We start from the raw sequence: 16,389 nt of genomic DNA, 5'->3' as shown, positions 1-16,389 counted from the left end.
AGTCACAACTCACCAGTATTTGAATGCCATTGTTCTGCTTGCATCTGCGCTCGCCGTTTCTCATCATTCAAAACGGGCTGCCGCTTAAAAAACGAGCTGTTCTAAAATTCTGCAAGTCTGCCCTTTTCTTCATCCATATAATACCATTTTCGAAAATTACCCCTTAACGACAGTGAATATGCTATCGCTTCTTCTCTGAAACGGAATTATGCAAAACACTCATTATATGTAGCTTCTTCCGTAAAACGATATTTTTCACAACTTTAACATAAGATCGCGCCGGTCTGCAGCATTTTTTTGCAGCTTGGACCGAACGGTTGGGCATTTCAAAGCGTATAGAAGGTAACGAGACAAGGGGGAAGCGATGTTGGGACTTCAGAACATATCCGAAGAACAAGCCAGGTCCATATATAACAAACACTCGCCTTATGTGTACGGGATCGCGTTGATGTTGACCCGTTCAAGTCCGATGGCCGACGATATCATGCAGGAAACGTTTTTGCGGGCATTTCAAAAATTCGACCAATACGATCCATCCAGACCGCTCAGACCGTGGTTGTGCCGCATCGCCGTAAACTTAGCCAAAAGCGCCATGCGCAAGCAGAGATGGCTTTTCTTTCAAGCGGACCCGCCCGACATCGGTGACGAATTCCTGGTGGAGGAATCGATGATGAAAAGCGAAAGCGAGCGGGAACTTTGGGAATCGGTGAACAGGCTTTCGGCCAAAAGAAAAGAAGTGATCATTTTGCATTATTATGCGGAGCTGTCGCTGCCCGAGGTGGCTGAAGCACTCCACATTCCTGAAGGGACATGCAAATCCAGGCTTCATGAAGCGCTAAAACAATTAAGGCGCAGCCAGACTTTGCGGCGGCACGAGGTTCGATGCGAGGAGGAGATGCAATGAGCGCGAAACGTGATCCGGTACATGCTGAACCAAACGTAACCGAGCAGGACCAAATCATGCGGGAGCATGCCGGGAGCATTCTTAGAAAATGGGAGGAACATCAACCCGTTGCGCCTTTTGAAGACGTATGGGACCGTTATTTATCGGCCGCGGAAGCTAGTCGGAGGAAGCAGCAAATCCGGAACAGGTGGCGGGCCGCAGCCGCGTCGTTCCTCGTGTTGATATTGCTTGGGGGAGCCGTCTTATTTTCCTCGCCGGAAGTCAGGGCGGCTTTGTCCCGATTTCCGTTCATGAAGATGCTGCTGGCCGACGGGGGGTTTGAGGAACAAGGCTTGTCGAAGATCGAAAAAGAGGGCCTCGGCGTGCATCTCAATACATCGGTCATCGACCGCAATATCCGGTTTACGATGGATGAGGTTTTTTATGACGGGGTTCAAATCGTATTAAATTACGACGTAGAGTATTTGGACAAAAAGAAAATCATCGGCGAAAAAGATGTTGCCGTACACTATGATCTGAAATTTGACGGGGCAGAGCCGACGGCATCGAGCACGCACAAATTTACTCAACTGAACGATCATGCTTTTATCGGAAGCACGCTTATCGATGCTTATCAATATCTCGACGGTTATAAGCTGCACATGAATATCACGCAGATCGGCCAAGTCAAGGGCGATTGGTCCGTGACCGTTCCTTTGTCCGTCTCGAAAACGAGTCCGGATACCAAAATCTTTTTTCCGAATCAAACCGTGGAGACGAAAGGCAGGACAAGAACGATCGAACGCATTACGTTCACGCCGGTCTCGACGCAGATCGCCATCCGTACCAGCGAATACAGGGAACACGAAATTTCTTACAGGCTGCGGGACGATCTTCAAACCGATTTTGCAACAAGCGGGGGCCTCGGAGGAGACTATGAAATAATCGGCAATTTCAGCCCGCCCTCCGCCATCAATCCGCATCCCAAATATGTGGAAGTGTTGTTCGACGATCCATCCGAGAAAGCTGAAAATTTCATTCGACGCGAGGAACAAGCGCCTTTGAATGACGCTTTTCCGATCGAGTTGAAGGGCAGAAACGACGGGAAGGTCACCGTTACCCGCGTGGATTATAAGGATGAAGGAACAATCCTTACTTACGAAGCAAGCGATGCCGAAAATCAAAGACCGACATTGATTCTTATCGATTCGAATGAAAAGGAACATCACAGCATTGGCCAGCCGGTAAGAATCTCCAAAGAGAGGTTCGATTTTCAAATGAAATTCCCCAAACTCGAAAGCGGCTCGCTGAAGCAGATCAACATGACTATGTACGACTACAAGCCAGGGTATGAACCGAAACCGCCGACAACGATCCGAGTGCCTCTCGACTGGTCCAAACCGTGATTGCTTTTCAGGCAAAAAAAGGACATGGCAGGCAGCAACAATGCTGGCAAAATGCCATGTCCTTCGTTTGTTATTCTTACGTCCTTTGCTCCTACCCGCTGGGTTATCTCAAGGAATGTTGTATTGCGCCAGCTCCGAGACCGTCACGAAACGGTAACCCCGTTTTTTCAGCTCAGGCAAAATTTCCTTTAACGCGTCCACCGTTTGCGACCTGCCTTCGACGTGGTCATGCATCAGCACGATGTCGCCGTTGCGGGCGTTGCCGAGCACTTTGTTGACGATTTTTTTGACGCCCGGGCGGTTCCAGTCCCACGTATCCTGATGCCAGGACCACATGACCACCAAATACCCGTTTTTTTTGCAGGTTTCGATCATCCGGTCGCTATAGTAACCGCCGGGAGGGCGGAACAGATACGATTTTTTTCCCGTCGCTTTGAAGATGGCCTCCTGCGTGCGGAGCAGTTGGCTTGCGATCGTTTCCGCGGAGCTGCCGCGGTTGAAATAAGCATGGTCGTACGTATGGTTTCCGAGCTCATGCCCTTCGGCCACTTCGCGCCGCACCAGCTCGGGATGTTTCTCCACCTGCTTGCCGACGACAAAAAAAGTGGCTTTGGCATCGTATTGCTTCAGCAAATCGAGAATCTGCCCGGTTTCCTCCGGATCCGGCCCATCGTCAAAGGTAAAGGCGATCACTTTCTCCCTGTTCGGTATTTCCCAGACGACATCCCCGCGTTGTTCGTAATATTCCCGCCCTTTATTTCCGGAAGGGGCCGCGGCCGCCGGAGCGAGAATTCCGGTCGCCAGGACGGCGGCACAAGCCGTCAGCAGCATCCTCCGCATGTAAATTTGCATGGTTTCAACCCCTATATGTAATGGTGTCCATGACCCGTTCCCAAAGTCCGTAGGTAGTATGCGACGGAGAGGAGGCGAACATACATGGCATGGCCCAGAGGGGTCAGGCATTTTTCCCGGCTTCATGCTACAATATGTTGAAAAAGCCTTTTCGGGAGGGCCTTATGTCTTATACGCAAATCAAATGGATGATTTTGATCGTTCCGACGCTGACGGTCGGGCTGTGGGAATATGTGCGCCATACGCTGTTGATGCCGTATTTGTCGATGGAGGCGGGGAATTTTTTGACTCCGGTCATCGTCTTTCTGATCAGCATGACGCTGCTCAGCCAGCTGTTTCACCGGCTGGAGCAGGTTCAGGAGGAGCTGAACAAGGAGCGTGCGGAAAATGCGGCGTTGGCCGCGAGGGATCTTTTGGCACGGGAACTGCATGACGGCATCGCCCAGTCGCTGTTTCTGTTGTCCGTCAAAATGGACCGGGCGGAAGCGCGGCAGCATGGGCTTGCGGCGCAAACCGAGTTCAAGGAAATGCGCAAGCTGGTGCATGAGGTGAACCGTTACGTGAGACAAGCGATCGCGAACTTGCGTTTTCAGGCGAATGCCGACGAACAGGAGATCGAGGATTCCATGAAATCGCGGATCGAGCATACGGCCAAGGAAACGTTCATCCATCCTTCGATCCAATGGGACATCCCCGACCCGGTTTTTACCGCCAAGGAAAAAGTGGAGCTGCTCGCCTGCATCCGCGAAGCGCTGCTCAATGTCCGCAAACATGCCCACGCGGATCTGGTGACGGTGACCGGCAGCGGGGATGCGGAGGCTTGGGTGGTGCGGATCGACGATAACGGCAGGGGAACGATCCTGGACCCTTTTCAAATGAAAGACCGGTACGGGCTGCGGATCATGAAGGAACGGGCGCAGGAGCTGAGATGGCAGGTCGATTTTATCCCGCTTTCCAAGGGGAGCCGGGTCGAGATCAGAAAGGGGGCTGAAACATCATGAGCACGTATCGCGTTTTGATCGCCGACGACTCCGCGCATGCCCGCGAGGCGGTAAACGAGATTTTGTCCGGGGATGCTTCGTTCGAGGTGGTGGGACTGGCCACAAGCGGGGAGGAGGCCGTTGCGATGACCGAATCCCTGATGCCGGATCTCATTCTGATGGACATCCAGATGCAGGGAATCGGAGGGCTTGAAGCGACAAGGCAGATCAAGCTGCGGTATCCGTACGTCAAAATCGTGATCATTACCGTTTCGGACGATGCGTCGCATTTGTTCGAAGCGTTGAAGCAAGGGGCGCAGGGGTATTTGCTTAAAAACTTGTCCCCTTCGACCTGGATCGAATATTTGCACGCGATCATGAGCGACGAGGCGCCGCTTAGCCGGGAATTAGCCACGCAAATTTTGCGCGAATTTCCGTTGGCGGCGAAAAGCCCGGAGCATCATGAGACGCTGACCAACCGGGAGCGCGAAATTTTGAACTGGGTGGCGTCGGGTTTGACCAACAAAGAGATCGCGGCGGAGCTGCATATTTCGGACCAGACGGTAAAAAACCATTTGAAAAACATTTTGCAGAAGCTTCATTTGGAAAACCGGGTTCAACTGACGCGTTATGCGATCGAAAAAGGGCTGGTCGGAAGAAAGCCGGGTTTGTTCACGAAACTGTGGAAGGAATGACGGTTCTGGATGAACCTGGGTCTGCGGCAGCATGAAGCTCAGGAACCGAAATCCGGCACGAACCAGGAAGGCGAAGGACGCGGGCGGCAGGCGCCCAATCGATAGATCCGAAGTTTTAGCGGGAATGCAAAAAGTCCGGCGACCGAATGACGGTTTGCCGGACTTTTTTGCGGTTCGGACGGGGCACAGCCGGTTATCCGATGATGATCTGGCCCTCCGGGTAGTTGTACAAATCCTTTTTGCGCTCGCGGGACAACGCGTAAATCAGCGTCAGCGGACCGAGACGCCCGAAAAACATCAGGCAGATGATCCATACCTTGCCAAGCGGTGACAGGTGGGTCGTCAAACCCATGGACAATCCGGTCGTCCCGAAGGCGGAGGTGGATTCGAACAGGATCGTCAGGAAATCCTGATGTTCCGTCACGGACAGGAGCATGGAGAACAAAATGATGATCAGCAGCGACAGCAGCGTCAGCGTGATCGCTTTATAGACGACGTCCTTGGCGATTCTTTTGCGGAACAAAATCACGTCCGGGCGGCCGCGCATCATGGCATGCACCGCTCCGAGCAAAAGCACGAAGGTCGTGATCTTGATGCCTCCGCCCGTAGAGCCCGGCGCAGCGCCCGCAAACATGAGCAGAATGATCATGAATTGGGTGGACTGGCGCAGCGAACCGATATCGAGCGTGGCAACGCCGCCGGAACGGGTCGTCACCGATTGAAACAGCGATGCCAAAAATTTGCCCCCGGCATGCAGCGGTTTCAGGGTGTTCGGATTGCTGAATTCCATCACGAAAATGACCAGCGTGCCGATGACGACCAGGCAAAGCGTCGCGGTAAGGACCACCTTGCTGTGCAGCGACAGCTTGCGCGCCGTCGGAAATTCGATCAGATCCGAAAGAACGATGAAGCCGATGCCTCCAAGGAAAATCAACGCCATCATCACGATGTTGATAAAGGGATCGGTCACGAACGGCACCATGCCGCTAAACGGCCCGTTGACCGTTCCCATCAGGTCGAACCCGGCATTGTTGAACATGGAGACGCTGTGGAAAATGCCGAAGTAAGCGGCTTGTCCCACAGGCAGACGGAGCGAAAAGAAAAAATGAAGCCCCAGCAGCAGCGCCCCCGCCAGTTCGACAAGCACCGAATACAACGTGACCTTTTTGACCAGGCGGACGACGCCGTTGATGGTGCCGTGGTTCAAAGCCTCCTGCAAAATGAGCCTTTCGCGCAGGGAAATGCGCTTGTTGAGCGCAAGGGCGATGATCGTCGCCATCGTCATGAACCCGATGCCGCCGATTTGCACCAAAACGATCATGACGATTTGGCCGAAGACCGATAGGGCGGTTCCGGAGTCCAGGACGGTGAGACCCGTCACGCACGTGGCCGAAGTCGCCGTAAACAACGCGTTCAGGAACGGGATCCGCACGCCGGTTGCCGACGATATGGGCAAAGACAGCAGGAAGGTTCCGAGCGTGATGATCAGCAGGAAGCCGACGACGAGAATTTTCGGCGGCGTCAGCATGTTTTTCGTTATCTTTTTGGTTCGAATGGATGGAATGGTACGTCACCTACTTTAAAGCATTGCGTTCTTCCTATTGTACCCTATTCCGTCGCGAAAATCTTGGCCGAAGAACGTATCACAAGCTCCGAAGGCAAAATAAGCTTCCTCGGTTCCGGCACCGCGCTGCCTTGAATGCGTTCGACGAGCAGCTGGATGCCCATCGCCCCGAACTGGTACGCCGGCTGGGCGGCGACGGTCAGGAACGGGTCAAGCGCCGAAGACAGGTCGAGGTCGTCGAAGCAGACGACGGACATATCCTCCGGTACGCGGATTCCCCGCTTCCGCAAGGCGTTGATGACGCCGACGGCCAGAAAATTGTTCGCCGCGAATATCGCGGTCGGCGGGGCTGGATGCTTCAGCAAACGCTCCAGCTGATCTTCGCCTTTGTATTCGCGATAGCTTTTGTGGACGACCAGTTCGTCGTCGAGCGAAATGCCGTGAAGCTGAAGCGCTTCGGCATATCCTTCGTACCGGAGCCGCGCGGTGGAAACGTCCAGCGAGCCGTTGACGAGCGCGATCCGGCGATGGCCGAGGCCGATGAGGTATTCCACGAGGTTGCGCGCGCCCTGTTTGCTGTCCCCCAGGACGATGTCGGATTCGATGCCGGGCACGGCCCGGTCCAGGATGACGAACGGAATATTATGGGCGCGCAGCTTCTCCAGATGCTTGAGCGAATGGTCTCCGGCGGGGGCGAACAGGACGCCGTCCACGCGGGTGGACAAAATCATGTCCACGTAATCCTGCTCTTTGTCGTAGTCTTCGTCGCTGTTGCCGAAAAGAAGCCGGTATCCAAGCTTTTTGGCGCTGTCTTCCGCCCCGCGCGCAAGGCTGGTATAAAACGGATTCGTGATGTCCGTGATCAGGAGCGACAGGATCTGCGTCTGCTGGAGAACAAGGCTCCTCGCATTGGAGTTCGGCACGTAGTTGAGTTCTTCCATGACCTTTTTGACCCTTTTGCGCGTCTGCTCGCTGATCCTCCCCGTATTGTTGATCACCTTCGACACCGTCATCGCGGAGACGTTGGCTTTTTGCGCGATATCATAAATCGTAACCATGAGTGACCCCTTCTTATGTTTGTTTTGAAGCGTTCCGGAAATCGAAAATATGGATTGACAGCAACCGTTTTCATTGCTATTTTAAAGTTATCGATAACCTTATTATACACGCGGAATGACAAAATAGGCTATAACTTATCTGCAGCTATCATTTGTTAAGATCCATCTAGTTTTTATTTTTAGTGGTCATGGTAAAAAGCAAAGCGAAAGCTGCCTTATTTTTAAGTTTAGGGTTATCGATAACCCTATGTTGTGCAAAGGCATTTCCCATCATATTTTTCATGAGGAGGAAGTAATGGTTATGACGAAGGACGCAAGATGGAAGCAGGAATTTCCCAAGATCGGCATCCGTCCCACCATCGACGGCAGAAGAAAGGGCGTGCGCGAATCCCTCGAAGATATGACGATGAATCTGGCCAAGTCGGTATCCGCTTTGTTGAGCGAAAATCTCCGTTATCCCGACGGTTCGCCGGTGGAATGCGTCATTGCCGACACCTGCATCGGCGGGGTCGCAGAAGCGGCTGCTTGCGCCGATAAATTCGCCAAGGCGGGCGTGGGCGTTTCGATCACCGTGACGCCGTGCTGGTGTTACGGCACCGAAACGATGGACATGGATCCGGCCATCCCGAAGGCGGTGTGGGGCTTTAACGGGACGGAAAGACCGGGTGCGGTTTATTTGGCCGCGGTATTGTCGGCCCACGCGCAGAAAGGGCTTCCGGCTTTCGGGATTTACGGCAGGGACGTGCAGGATTTGAACGATCCTTCCATTCCGGCGGACGTTCAGGAGAAGCTGCTCCGTTTCGCCAGAGCGGGGATGGCCGCGGCGCTCATGAAAGGGAAATCGTATCTTGCGATCGGTTCCGTATCGATGGGGATTGCGGGTTCGATGATCGATCCGGACTTCTTCCAGGAATATCTGGGCATGCGCAACGAATACGTCGACATGTCCGAAATCACCCGGCGGATCGAAGAGGAAATTTACGATCCGGAAGAGTACAAGATGGCGCTGGCTTGGGTGAAGGAAAACTGCAAGGAAGGACCGGACAACAATCCGGAGCATATCCAAACTTCCCGCGAGAAAAAGGACAAGGATTGGGAAATGGTCGTCAAAATGACGCAAATCGTGCGCGACTTGATGGTCGGCAACAAACGCCTGGAAGAACTGGGCTTCGCCGAAGAAGCCATGGGCCATAACGCGATCGTGTCCGGTTTCCAGGGGCAGCGGCAATGGACGGACCATTTCCCGAACGGGGACTTCCATGAAGCGATTTTGAACTCTTCCTTCGACTGGAACGGCATCCGCGCCCCTTACCTGGTCGCCACGGAAAACGACAGCTTGAACGGCGTATCGATGCTGTTCGGTTATTTGCTCACGAACACCGCCCAAATTTTTGCCGACGTCCGTACATATTGGAGCCCGGATGCGGTCAAACGCGTGACCGGCCACGAACTGACCGGGCTGGGGCAAAACGGGCTGCTGCACCTGATCAACTCCGGTCCGGCCGCGCTGGACGGCACGGGCGAACAGATGCGGGACGGCAAACCGGTCATGAAGCCGTTCTGGGAAATCACCGAAGAGGATGTCGACAACTGCCTGAAAGCAACCTCCTGGCGTCCGGCGGCGGTGGAATATTTCCGCGGCGGCGGCTTCTCCTCCGATTTCCTGACGCGCGGCGGCATGCCGGTCACGATGTCCCGCCTGAACCTGGTCAAGGGACTTGGACCGGTGCTGCAGATCGCGGAAGGATATACGGTCGACCTGCCGGAAGAAGTGCATGACAAGCTGGACCGGCGTACGGATCCGACCTGGCCGACGACGTGGTTTGCTCCGAACCTGACGGGGAAAGGCGCCTTCACGGACGTGTACACCGTCATGGACAACTGGGGCGCAAACCATGGAGCGATCAGCTACGGGCATATCGGCGCGGACTTGATCACGCTTGCGTCGATCCTTCGCATTCCCGTCAGCATGCACAACGTCAGCGAAGAGCAAATTTTCCGTCCAAGAGCTTGGGGACTGTTCGGAACCAACGATCCGGAGGGGGCAGACTACCGCGCATGCCAAAATTTCGGCCCGCTTTATAAGTGATTTACGCCTGAAACGATGCCCGCCAACATTCACCACAACACGGATTTGGCGGGTTTTTCGCGGAGAATCGATGAGGTGATTGATATGAGCACGAAATCATTGAAGATGATGGCGGTCGATTTTGGCGCAAGCAGCGGCAGGGCGGTCATCGGACATTTTGACGGCGAAAGGATCTCCGTTCAGGAGGTCCACCGCTTCGACAACGAGCCCGTGCAGCTCGGCGACAGGCTTCATTGGGATTTTCTGCGATTGTTCCATGAGCTGAAGCGGGGGATGACCAAAGCAAAACTGCAGCTTGGACGCACGCCCGCTTCCATCGCCGTGGATACGTGGGGCGTCGATTACGGTCTGGTCGATCCCAAGGGACGTTTGGTAAGCAACCCGTATCATTACCGCGACCTTCGTACCGAGAAGCCTATGAGGGAAGCCTTGAAGCGCATCCCCGAAAAAGAGCTGTACGCCCGAACCGGGATCCAATCCTCCAGCATCAATACCGTGTATCAGCTGTTTGCGGACGAAGAGCTGCGGCTTGCGCAAAACGACCGCGGCTTGCGGATGCTGTTTATGCCCGACTTGTTCCATTACTACCTGTCCGGCACGATGGCAAGCGAATACACCATCGCCAGCACAAGCGGCATGCTTGACGCCGCCCGACGGGACTGGAGCGCGGACGTACTGGACGGCCTTTCGATCCCGTCGTCGCTGCTGAATCCGATCATCATGCCGGGAACGCCCGTCGGAACGGTCCGACAGGACATTGGCGCCGAGCTGTCGCTCGAGGCGATGCCGGTCATTGCGGCCGCGGGCCATGACACGGCCGCAGCCGTTACTTCCGTTCCGGCCGGGGATGCCCCGTATGCTTTTATCAGCAGCGGCACCTGGTCGCTTATGGGAATCGAGCTGGCGGAGCCGATATTGACCGAACGCAGCAGGCAGCTGCTGTTCAGCAATGAAGGCGGTACGGAAGGCAACATCCGCATGCTCAAAAACATCATGGGGTTATGGCTGCTGCAGGAATGCCGCCGGACGTGGGCGCTCGAAGGGACGGAGCTTAGCTTTGCCGAGCTGACGGAAATGGCGCAGCACGCCCCGCGCAACGGCAGTTACGTCGATGCGGGGGACGCCGTTTTCCTGCCGCCGGGGAACATGCCGCAGCGGATTCGGGAATACTGCCGCTCCACGGGGCAGGCCGTGCCGGAGTCACGACCCGAAATCGTGAGATGCATCCTGGAGAGCCTTGCCTTTAAATACAGGCAGACGCTGGACGAAATCGAAGAATTGACCGGCAAACGCATCGAGCAAATCCACATGGTCGGGGGCGGCATCCAGAACAGGCTTCTCTGCCGGCTGACTGCTAACGTTACCGGCAGAACCGTCGTCGCGGGACCGGTGGAAGCCACCTCCATCGGAAACCTCATGATGCAGGCCAAAGCTCACGGAGAAGTCGGCGGCTTGGCGGACATCCGCGAGGTGGTACGCCGGTCCTTCCCGCCGGAAATTTATATGCCTGAAGACGCCGCGGAATGGGAAGAGCGTTACCGTGGATACGAGCAGCGGCTGATGCTTCAAAAAACGGAAGACTCATGAACCGGTCCGCCCCGCGGATCGGTTGAATCATCGGATAGGAGAGTGCATGGAGAGATGACGTTATCACTGGAACAACAAGTACGCGAAGAGCTGTCGCTTTACGCCCGCAAGATCGTCGCCAAAGGGCTGGTCGTAGGGCCCGGAGGCAACATCAGCGCCAAGGCCGGCGATCTGATGCTGCTGTCCCCCAGCGGTTTTGCATTGGAAGATATCGAACCGCATCAATGGATCCGCGTAGAGATCGGGTCCGGCAAGGTGCTCGACACGGAATTCCGGCCCTCGTCGGAAGTGCTGATGCACCTGTATGCTTACCGCGAAAATCCGGATATTCAGGCCATCGTGCATACGCATCCCGCCTACTGCATCGCGCTGACGCTGGTAGCTAAGGAACTGCCGATGCTGTTCCCGGACCAGGCCGCGCTCGTCGGCGAAGTTGCGTTCGTGCCGTACGTGCTGCCGACGACGGATTTATTGGCGGATGCGGTTGCCGCGAAAGTCGGGCAATACAACTCGATTTTGCTGGAAAACCACGGTTTGGTCACGACAGGGAAAAACCTGCGCGAGGCTTACTACCGCACCGAAGTGGTGGAGGAAAGCGCGAAAATCTATCTTGCCGCCAAAGCCGCCGGCACGCCGAAAGTGCTCACGGACGAGGAATACAAGGAAATTCAGTCGCTCGAGAGCGAGGCTTACCGCGTACAGCTGCTGCAGAAGCTGAAATAACGTTTAAAACGGGCTTGACATCATCCGGGCGATCTTGTAATGTATGGAAAAACAAACGCGCGTTTGTTCACATTGCCAAAAGCCGTGACCAAGACCAGCGGTTCATGGAATCCCGCATCGCCCCAGAGAAGAAACCCCAGGCTGAAAGGTTTCGCATGCGTCGTGAACCCCCCATCTTGCGAGCTGCCGGAAGAACGGAATCTGCAGGTTCGGTTCATTCCAGGCCGGGTTAACCCGTTATGTCGACCATAAAGGATAGTCCGCATGCGTCCATCGCATGACTGCTGACGGGCTATTGAATATAGGGTGGTACCACGAGCACATTCGTCCCTTGTCCGGACGGATGTGTTTTTTTTGCATTCCATGATAGGCATCCACACTTGTGAAGGAGATGAAAAAATGAGACAACAGCTCATGCTGCTGCGGACGCTCCGGGAAGCCCCGGCCGAAGCGGAGGCCGCGAGCCATCGACTGCTTCTTCGGGGAGGTTACATCCGGCAAACGGCTGCAGGCATATACAGCTTTTTGCCGCTTGGGCATCGCGTCATTCGGAATATGGAAAGGATCATCCGTGAGGAGATGAACGAAGCCGGTTTCGACGAACTGTTGATGCCGGCGATGCAGCCGTCGGAGTTATGGGAGCAATCGGGGAGGTATTCGGAATACGGACCGGAGTTGATCCGGCTGCAGGACCGGCACGAGCGCGGCTTCGTGTTGGGTCCGACGCACGAGGAAGTCATCGCTTCGTTGGTCGCCGCCGAAGCCGGCAGTTACCGGCAACTGCCGCTCCGGCTGTACCAGATCCAAACGAAGTTCCGGGATGAACGCCGTCCGCGTTACGGCCTCCTCCGGGGACGCGAATTTCTGATGAAGGACGCCTATTCGTTTGATGCGGATTGGGAAGGGCTTGATGAAAATTATCAAGCGATGGTTCGCGCCTATCATCGCATTTTCGATAGATGCGGTTTGCGTTTTCGGGCGGTCGAAGCCGAAGCGGGTTCGATCGGCGGGGAAGGCGAAACGCTTGAGTTTATGGCCCTTGCGGATATCGGGGAAGACACGATCGTGACCTGTTCTTCCTGCGACTATGCCGCCAATCTCGAAAAGGCGGTTTTCCTCGAAGCGGAAACCGGAGTCCGCCTTCGGGATTCCGTTCCCGAACCCGAAGAGGTATATACGCCGGAGACGAGAACGATCGAAGAGGTATGCGCTTTTTTGGGAGCAAGGCCGCAAGCGATTTTGAAAACGATGCTGTATTTGGTTGACGGCAGGCCGGTGGCGGTGGTGGTCAGGGGAGATCATGAGGTCAACGAATTCAAGCTGAAAAATGAGCTTGGCGCATCCCGCGCAGAGTTGGCCGATGCGGAGACCGTAGAGCGGCTGACGGGTGCGCCCCATGGCTTTGCAGGACCGGTTGGCCTCGGTATCCCGATCATGATGGATCGCGCCGCCGCAGCCGTTCACGAAGGGATAGCCGGCGCAAACCGGAAAGATTACCATGTCCGTCATCTCGTTTTGGGGCGGGATTACAAGGCCGACCGGATCGGCGATTTCCGGAACGCGTCAGCCGGCGATCGCTGCTGCCGCTGCGGGCAAGGGCTGATGTTCAGCCGCGGCATCGAAGTCGGACACGTGTTTAAGCTGGGGACCAAATACAGCCGGTCCCTGGGTGCGACTTATACGAATAAAGACGGGAAGGAAGAATGGATGATCATGGGGTGCTACGGCATCGGCGTTTCCCGCCTGATGTCGGCGGTAGCGGAACAGCATGGCGACGACAGCGGCGTCGTCTGGCCGTTGTCGCTCGCTCCGTTCCAGGTTCACGTCATTCCGGTATCGGCCAAAGACGAACAGCAGTATGGGGTGGCGGCCAAACTTTACGATAAGCTCCGCAGCAAAGGAATCGCCGTGTTGTTGGATGACCGCGACGAGCGCCCGGGCGTCAAATTCAAGGATGCGGACCTGATCGGGGCCCCGCTGCGGATCATCGCCGGAAAATCGGCGGCAGAGGGCAATGTGGAATGGCAGAACCGGTTGGAAGGGAATCCAAAGGAACAGATCGGTATCGATGAAGCGGTCCGGCGGATCGGCGCGATTTGTTCCTCCGCCGAAGGGCGGCTATAATGGAAGAGACAAAGGTTTTAATGGAGGAAGTACAAACATGACGATTCGACTTGCGGTACGCGAAGACGCGAAAGAGGCGGCAAGATTGCTGTACGACGCCCTGCATGATGTGGCGCATCAACTGACGGGGGAAGAAAAAGAAGAAGACGCGGTTGCGGTGCTGGAGCAATATTTCGCTTCGGACGAGGGGAGGCTCTCCCATAAACAGGCGATCGTAAAAGAAGCGGAAGGGAAGGTCGCCGGCGTCGTCGTCGCTTACGGCGGGGATGAAATCAAGGAATTGGACCGTCCGATTCTGGAACGGCTGCGCAAGCTGAAAAACGATCCGACGCTCAAGCTCGACAAAGAGTCGGACGAAGACGAATATTACATCGACACGTTGTCCGTATCCCCGCAATTCGGCGGTCAAGGGATCGGCACCAAGCTCATCCAGGCCGCGGAAGAAAAAGCGAGGGAGCGAGGGTACGACAAAATCGCCATGGCCGTGGTGACGGACAATACGCGCGCCTACTCCTTGTACCTTCATCTTGGTTATGAAGTGGACAAAGAAATTACGATCAACGGCCATATCTATTATCACATGGTCAAATCGCTGTAAACCAAGCCGTTAAATAACCCGGGCTCCTTGGAGACGGGTTATTTTGTCGCTTTCCGCTGTAACCGTTTTCCGCCGAATGCCGGATAGATTGCGCAAAACAAGGAACCCTAATCGGGAAAAAGGACTATTAAGAGAGGTCGCCCGATGAAGAAAAAACTTTGCATGCGCATCATGTTGGCCATCTGTTTCACTTTCCTCGTTGCGGGCTGCGGGTCGCACATCCACCCGAAAACGGCGGAATCCAATCCATCTAAGCTTCATACGGCTTCGGCCGGGAAAACGAAACCCGTCATTTTGGTCATCGTCGATTCATTGATGGAAAAGCCGCTGCGGGAAGCGATCCGGCAAAAATCCGCACCTGCGATGGAATTCCTGCTGCAAAAAGGAGAGCTGATTCCGCAGGTGGTCAGTTCGTTTCCCACCATGTCGGTGACGATCGACAGCACCTTGCTGACGGGAACATATGCCGATGGGCATCATGTGCCCGGGCTTGTATGGTATGACGGCAAAGAGCAACGAATGGTTTTTTACGGCAACGGCATCAAAGAAGCGATGAAAATAGATCAGGTTCAAGTGTTCATGGATGCGGTGTACCATTTAAACCAGGAGCATTTGAGCAAGGAAACGAAAACCATCCATGAGGAACTGGCCGACCAAGGCAAAGATACCGCCTCCATTAACGGGGTCATTTACCGGGGCCGAACGGAGCATGTCCTGAAGGTACCCCCATTTTTAAAACTGGCCAAAGACGTGCCGGATCAACTCCGGATCACGGGACCCAAGCTTTTTTCCTATGCGGCATTGGCCCGATTGGACCCGGATAACGCACGCAACACCTATCTTTGGAAGAAATTCGGGATGAACGATCGATTTACCGCGCAGGATCTGGCTTATCTCGTCCGGCAGCACCGTCTCCCGGCGGTTACGGTCGCGTATTTTCCGGAAAACGACAATAGGGTGCATCGAAAAGGCCCTGACGAACGGCAAGGAATCATACGGGCCGATGAAGCGCTTCAGGAAGCGCTAAGCTCTTTCGGTTCGTGGGAGCGGGCCGTCAAGGAAGCGATCTGGATCGTGATGGGGGACAGCGGGCAAAGCCGGGTTTACGGTGACCGTGGGCAGGCAACGATTGAATTGATCCCATTATTAAAAGATTTCCGCATCGCAAGATTGAACCGGCCGGTATCTTCCGGGGACCAAATTTTGATTTCCACGAACGAACGCATGGCTTATGTATACGCGCTTGATCCCCGAGTGAAGGTATCGGAGGTCGCAGCGCGCTTGAGCAGGGAACCAAAGCTCGATATGATCGCCTTTAAAGAGGGGTCCGCCATACGGATCATCTCCGGAAAAAGCGGGGGGACGCTGCGATTCCGGCCGGGCGGATCCTACAAGGACGAATACGGGCAGACATGGACGTTATCCAGCGATCCGCGCATCGCCGATATGAAGATCACAGGCAACCGGATCGTTTACGGGAAATATCCCGATGCGTTGGCAAGGCTGCAAGGGGCGATGTTTTCCCATGAAGGGAGGTACGTTGTCGCAAACGCGGAACCCGGATACGAACTCGTAGGCGAAAGCTCGCTTACGCATGTTGGCGGCGGTTCGCATGGCTCCCTGCACGAAAAGGATTCGCTCGTCCCGGTGATCGTCTCTGGAACCGATATCCGGCCCAAAACGCTGCGCATCGTGGACTTCAAGGACTGGATTATGCAGTTGGCCAATGAACGGCGGTGATCTCGCCCCGGGTGTGTGTTCGAACTCCCCGTTGATGAATGAAGATGCATGTAGAAAGGCTTTAACGCCGGACAAGGCGTTAGGGCCTTT

At 55.1% G+C, this 16,389-nt stretch carries 13 protein-coding genes; 10 read left to right on the top strand and 3 right to left on the bottom strand.

Going from position 1 to position 16,389, the window contains the following annotated elements:
* Positions 1–364: 364 nt before the first annotated feature.
* Together KI367_RS04640 and KI367_RS04635 are read left to right on the top strand one after the other, a co-directional pair.
* A complete protein-coding gene (locus KI367_RS04640; protein WP_212947923.1) occupies positions 365–904 on the top strand; it encodes an RNA polymerase sigma factor in 540 nt (179 codons plus the stop codon).
* Positions 901–2,289 (top strand): DUF4179 domain-containing protein, encoded by a 1,389-nt coding sequence (locus tag KI367_RS04635; protein WP_212947922.1) that lies wholly within the window; start codon positions 901–903, stop codon positions 2,287–2,289. Before KI367_RS04640 ends, KI367_RS04635 begins: the two co-directional genes overlap by 4 nt.
* 108 nt (positions 2,290–2,397) lie before the next feature.
* On the opposite strand, the gene KI367_RS04630 is transcribed toward KI367_RS04635, so the two are convergent.
* The gene (locus tag KI367_RS04630) at positions 2,398–3,141 is read right to left on the bottom strand and encodes a polysaccharide deacetylase family protein (protein WP_156124578.1); all 744 of its coding nucleotides are present in this window, start codon (positions 3,139–3,141) and stop codon (positions 2,398–2,400) included.
* Between the two features lie 164 nt (positions 3,142–3,305).
* On the opposite strand from KI367_RS04630, the gene KI367_RS04625 reads away from it, so the two are divergent.
* Both KI367_RS04625 and KI367_RS04620 read left to right on the top strand, forming a co-directional pair.
* Positions 3,306–4,142 carry a sensor histidine kinase gene (locus KI367_RS04625; protein ID WP_036710392.1) on the top strand — a complete coding sequence of 279 codons (837 nt, stop codon included), beginning with the start codon at positions 3,306–3,308 and terminating at the stop codon, positions 4,140–4,142.
* Positions 4,139–4,816, top strand: coding sequence for a response regulator (locus KI367_RS04620; RefSeq protein ID WP_212947921.1), 678 nt, complete (start codon positions 4,139–4,141; stop codon positions 4,814–4,816). The genes KI367_RS04625 and KI367_RS04620 overlap by 4 nt, the downstream gene beginning before the upstream one ends.
* A gap of 193 nt (positions 4,817–5,009) precedes the next feature.
* Here the strand turns inward: KI367_RS04620 and KI367_RS04615 are convergent, their stop codons facing one another.
* Positions 5,010–6,344, bottom strand: a complete 1,335-nt coding sequence (locus KI367_RS04615; RefSeq protein ID WP_212947920.1) for a TrkH family potassium uptake protein — start codon at positions 6,342–6,344, stop codon at positions 5,010–5,012.
* 80 nt (positions 6,345–6,424) lie between these two features.
* Positions 6,425–7,438, bottom strand: a complete 1,014-nt coding sequence (locus tag KI367_RS04610) for a LacI family DNA-binding transcriptional regulator (protein ID WP_212947919.1) — start codon at positions 7,436–7,438, stop codon at positions 6,425–6,427.
* A gap of 301 nt (positions 7,439–7,739) precedes the next feature.
* Here KI367_RS04610 and KI367_RS04605 point away from each other — a divergent pair, with 301 nt between their 5' ends.
* From KI367_RS04605 to KI367_RS04580, 6 genes are all read left to right on the top strand, one after another.
* On the top strand, positions 7,740–9,527 hold the full coding sequence (locus tag KI367_RS04605) for an L-fucose isomerase (protein ID WP_373316203.1): 1,788 nt from the start codon (positions 7,740–7,742) through the stop codon (positions 9,525–9,527).
* An 84-nt stretch (positions 9,528–9,611) separates the two neighbouring features.
* The gene (locus KI367_RS04600) at positions 9,612–11,114 is read left to right on the top strand and encodes a rhamnulokinase (protein WP_212947917.1); all 1,503 of its coding nucleotides are present in this window, start codon (positions 9,612–9,614) and stop codon (positions 11,112–11,114) included.
* Positions 11,115–11,168: 54 nt separating this feature from the next.
* Positions 11,169–11,837 carry a class II aldolase/adducin family protein gene (locus KI367_RS04595; protein WP_212947915.1) on the top strand — a complete coding sequence of 223 codons (669 nt, stop codon included), beginning with the start codon at positions 11,169–11,171 and terminating at the stop codon, positions 11,835–11,837.
* Positions 11,838–12,236: 399 nt separating this feature from the next.
* On the top strand, positions 12,237–13,961 hold the full coding sequence (locus tag KI367_RS04590; protein WP_212947913.1) for a proline--tRNA ligase: 1,725 nt from the start codon (positions 12,237–12,239) through the stop codon (positions 13,959–13,961).
* 37 nt (positions 13,962–13,998) lie between these two features.
* Positions 13,999–14,559 carry a GNAT family N-acetyltransferase gene (locus tag KI367_RS04585; protein WP_212947911.1) on the top strand — a complete coding sequence of 187 codons (561 nt, stop codon included), beginning with the start codon at positions 13,999–14,001 and terminating at the stop codon, positions 14,557–14,559.
* A 144-nt stretch (positions 14,560–14,703) separates the two neighbouring features.
* Positions 14,704–16,299, top strand: coding sequence for an alkaline phosphatase family protein (locus tag KI367_RS04580; RefSeq protein WP_212947909.1), 1,596 nt, complete (start codon positions 14,704–14,706; stop codon positions 16,297–16,299).
* Positions 16,300–16,389: the final 90 nt, after the last annotated feature.

The sequence above is a fragment of the Paenibacillus cookii genome (genome assembly GCF_018333375.1).
In the GTDB taxonomy this organism is placed as follows: Bacteria; Bacillota; Bacilli; order Paenibacillales; family Paenibacillaceae; genus Paenibacillus_AQ; species Paenibacillus_AQ cookii.
Note: the sequence above shows the minus strand (reverse complement) of the source record. Positions and strands in the feature narration are given on the sequence as shown.